This window comes from Candidatus Contendobacter odensis Run_B_J11 (genome assembly GCF_000531125.1).
Lineage (GTDB): Bacteria > Pseudomonadota > Gammaproteobacteria > Competibacterales > Competibacteraceae > Contendibacter > Contendibacter odensensis.
On sequence record NZ_CBTK010000165.1, the window covers coordinates 1 to 3762 of the forward strand.

The 3762-nt window shown below is 52.2% G+C and carries 4 protein-coding genes and 3 pseudogenes; 4 read left to right on the forward strand and 3 right to left on the reverse strand.

Translation table 11 applies throughout. The features are described 5' to 3' along the window. The 4 genes and pseudogenes from BN874_RS11115 to BN874_RS25650 form a co-directional block, all read left to right on the forward strand. Positions 1–259 (forward strand): transposase (locus BN874_RS11115; protein WP_034433247.1); only part of this gene is annotated, 259 nt, incomplete at its 5' end. Positions 260–269: 10 nt separating this feature from the next. Next, positions 270–506: pseudogene (locus BN874_RS24490) on the forward strand (thermonuclease family protein); the annotation flags it as partial. 90 nt (positions 507–596) lie between these two features. After that, positions 597–1418, forward strand: a pseudogene (locus BN874_RS24495) (IS5 family transposase). A gap of 128 nt (positions 1419–1546) precedes the next feature. Continuing rightward, the gene (locus tag BN874_RS25650; RefSeq protein WP_230314407.1) at positions 1547–1837 is read left to right on the forward strand and encodes an excalibur calcium-binding domain-containing protein; all 291 of its coding nucleotides are present in this window, start codon (positions 1547–1549) and stop codon (positions 1835–1837) included. Between the two features lie 41 nt (positions 1838–1878). Here the strand turns inward: BN874_RS25650 and BN874_RS11125 are convergent, their stop codons facing one another. The 3 genes and pseudogenes from BN874_RS11125 to BN874_RS25095 all read right to left on the reverse strand — a co-directional run. Beyond that, positions 1879–2301: a GFA family protein gene (locus BN874_RS11125; RefSeq protein ID WP_034433248.1), complete on the reverse strand. Its 423-nt coding sequence runs from the start codon at positions 2299–2301 to the stop codon at positions 1879–1881. A gap of 275 nt (positions 2302–2576) precedes the next feature. Next, positions 2577–3494, reverse strand: coding sequence for a slipin family protein (locus BN874_RS11130; protein ID WP_081756324.1), 918 nt, complete (start codon positions 3492–3494; stop codon positions 2577–2579). 146 nt (positions 3495–3640) lie between these two features. Further along, positions 3641–3762, reverse strand: a pseudogene (locus BN874_RS25095) (IS630 family transposase); the annotation flags it as partial.

Below are 3762 nucleotides of genomic sequence, written 5' to 3' on the forward strand. Positions count from 1 at the left end.
ATCACGGGAAAATTTACAGAAGGAAAAAATTCGGATGTTTTTTCTACCCACGCATTCTCCTAAACTGAATCCAGACGAGCAAGTTTGGAATGAAGTTAAGCATCGTCAACTGGGCAAACAACCCATAAGAAGTAAACTAGACTTAAATCGAAGAATCCATTCTTCTCTAAAGTTTTTACAGGAGCAAATGGCAAAGGTTCGATCCTTCTTTCAACTCCCAGATACTCAATATGCCGCTCTTCAAGAGTCCATTGCATAATAATGTATGTATGGATATCAATTGGGAAGACTATACTCTGACACTGCTAATCGCTGGTAACCGGTCAATAAAGGTACGACTGGCAGGGATTGATGCGCCTGAGCTGGATCAACCCTATGGGCAACAAGCTCAACAAGCACTGTCTAGGTTGACACTGCACAAAGAGGCGCGGATCGAGAGTGCCGGGCCGGATAAATATGGGCGCACATTAGGAACAGTTTTTGTCGGTTCGGTCAACATCAACGCTGCGCTGATTAGAGGATATCCGGCACAAAAGATGCTTAATCTCAACAAGTGGGTAGACTGTAGGCAAGGCAATCACTCTGGAGAAGACGTTATGGCCTACCACGAAATTTCCGATGATTTTTGGAACCCAGTGGAACTCTTACTGGAACCTTTCAAGCGGAAAAAGTCGGGGGGCAGCCCGCCCTTGGATTTCCGGCGCATCTTGAACGGTATTTTCTACCTCCTCAAGACGGGCTGTCAGTGGGGCTCTCTACCCGCATGCTATGGTTCCAAAAGTGCGGTTCACGAACACTTCCAGAGGTGGGTGCATGCCGGGGTGTTTGCCGAAATTTTCCGTTTATCCGTTGAAGACTATCAAGAGTTGAATGGGATTGAATGGGAATGGCAGGCCATGGACGGGGCGTTAATGCAAGCTCCCGTGCGGGGTCAACCGGTCTGCCTCGAAGACGAGGCCTTGGGGCGCAACCCGACGGATCGGGGACGGAGTGGAAGCAAGACCCATTGACAGGTCGATCAGCAGGGCATACCGCTGGGGGTTACCCTGACCGGTGCCAACGTTCATGACAGCCGGTTGATCTCCCCGACCTTGGCAACGGATATCCTCTCGCGGCCCGACCCGACGCCCGATCATCCGCAGCACCTGTGCTTGGACAAGGGGTACGACTACCCCCGGGTCGAGCAAGAGGTGGAAGAACACGCCTATATTCCCCACATTCGCCGCATCGGTGAGGAAAAAATCGCGGACGGGGAAAAAACCCATCCGGCCCGCCGTTGGGTCGTCGAACGAACCATCGCTTGGATCAAAGGCTTTCGGGCGATTCGGACTCGCTACTTTTGTAAGGCACAGAATTATTTGACGATGATTCATTTGGCCTGCGCCCTGATTGTCTCCAGAAAGCTGGAGACCGTCTGAAGGGCAAATCTTGTGCCGGATATCCTCTTAGCCAAGGCGCCGCATGGGTTTATCGAAAATATCCGCATCCTGCCCAGTGGGAGAATTTGGAGGATTTTGCCAAAAATACGAATGCCGGATTGTGGGCATTGCCCGCCGATCAACGCATCCCGCTGTGGGAATGGCGACATCCGCCAGCCGCCGCCGCTGTTCCAGTTGTTCCCGCCGCTCCAGTCATTATGTCCGCCCCATCTGTCGCGCCGCGCCCGATTCCGTCCAAGCCGACTGCCACTGCTTCCGCTGGTTGGACGTGTGAGGCTAAGATAACTTGTAAGCAGATGAGCAGTTGCGATGAGGCCAAGTTCTATCTCACCACTTGTGGCGTGAAACGATTAGACGGCAATGGCGACGGGGTACCGTGCGAGAAGCTGTGCCGTTAGGCCGCGTTTATAAACCCCATTGAGGCCCGATAAATCCCGGTTCACTGCGGTTTTGGAGGCAGTTCATCATACTTGGGCAATGCGCCCGGCTCCTGATACCAAACGGCGCGGGAGCCACAGAAGATATTCTGACTGGGCTGGATTTGCGGATCATCCTCCAGTGAACCCGCCGGGACGACCACCGCCCGACCACTCTTCCCCAGCCACGGCAAAGAGGATCCGCACTGCTTACAAAAGGACGTGGCAAAGTGCTTGGCGTCCTCCAGTTCATACCGGCCTATGAACTCTTCGCCGCTGGTCCATTGAAAGTCAGCGGGAGAGACCAGCAAATTGGCCGCGAACGCACTGCCGGTAAACTTCCGGCAGCGCGAACAATGACAATACTGAAAGATACCCAAGTGGCCCTTGATGGTGTAACTCACTTTTTTACAGAGGCAACGACCGCTTACGGGGTATTGAGACATGGGAGATTCCTCAACAATGGTCTTCACAAAAAGAGGCGTCCTGAACAACACCGAGCCGCACTGAACCCTTGGAATTCTCTGGCAAAGAAACGGTAAGGCAGCACTAGGCGGGTATCCATCGAGCAGGAAGTCCCGAGGCGCTTGCCGTTTGGGGCTGCGTAACGGTTGATCCAGAGGGAGAGGATACTATGGCTTGGCTTTATCTGATTGTGGCGGGACTGTTTGAAATCGGCTGGCCGGTCGGCTTGAAACTGTCACAGACACCGAGCCGGCTGCTACTCTTTCGCCGATTTGTTTGCGAGATGCCGCAATAGTTCTCCAATTTGGGCAGGAAAAAGTATGACGGTGTTTGATGGACTGGAACCCAGTCCGTCTATCGTTTGCAACGTGCGTAGTTGGAGTGTAATGGGGCTATCCGACATGATTTTTGCGGCCTCTGCAAGATTAGTTGCCGCCAGTTTATCGCCTTCCGCTTTGGTGATGGTTGCACGTTTCTCGCGTTCTGCGGAGGCTTGACGCGACATCATCCTTTTCAAATCTTCAGGCAATTCTATGTCTTGCAATCGGAGTGAATCCACCCGGAGACCCCATTCCTTGACTCTCTCTTCCACATGTTCTTTGAGGCGAATCTGTATCTGTTCCCGTTCTGAAAGCAGTTCGTCTAATGTCAAGCCTCCAATAATATCGCGTAGTGCCGCCTGAGCATACTGCGCGACCGCAAACTTGAAGTCTTGGATGGTTATTACCGCCTTTTCGCTGTCTTCGACCATGAAGAACAACGCCGCATCAATTTCTGCCGGAACATTGTCTTTGGTGATGACTTTTTGTCTGGGTATGTTGAGAACGAGTACTCGTGTGTCGAGAAAACGGACATTCTCAAGAACGGGTATGATGTAAAGCAGACCCGGTCCTCTTATAGTCTGAAACTTGCCCAAGCGAAGCACAACACCTCGTTCCCATTGTGCCGCCACCCGAAGACCTGACACCACCACAAACCAGAGAAACGCAGCGACAATGATAATACCCAGAGGCCGTGAAACTACCCCGTTAATTTCTAATGAGTAGATGTCGAATGGATAGAATATCAACGCAATAACTGCGATAGGTACGACGAAAATAACTCCTCGCAGAGTCCTACCCAATGAAACATGTTCTCCGATAGGTCTGGCAAACTGCTTCAAATCTTCGCTCATGACCCTTTCCTTCTGTTATTCCGTTTATTGCCTCATGCACCCACGAGGCGGACTTGGCGTACCGTAAGGATTCGTGCGAAATTGAACAATAACAGACGTTGCTAATACTGTGTACATCGTCAGCTCACTTGCCCAGTTCTAGTACTTCACCCGTCCTGAATTGACGGATAGAGGCGCTTGAGCTTGATGCGGGCATCGGGGGTGGTAAAGCGCCAGTTGACCGGGTGGGGGCAAGCGTTGCGCGCCTGTTCCCAAGCGATCACCTCCC

Excerpts from the sequence above, each read along its gene's own strand:
- BN874_RS11130 (WP_081756324.1), bottom strand. The coding sequence starts at position 3,494 with ATGAGCGAAGATTTGAAGCAGTTTGCCAGACCTATCGGAGAACATGTT.
- BN874_RS11125 (WP_034433248.1), bottom strand. The coding sequence starts at position 2,301 with ATGTCTCAATACCCCGTAAGCGGTCGTTGCCTCTGTAAAAAAGTGAGT.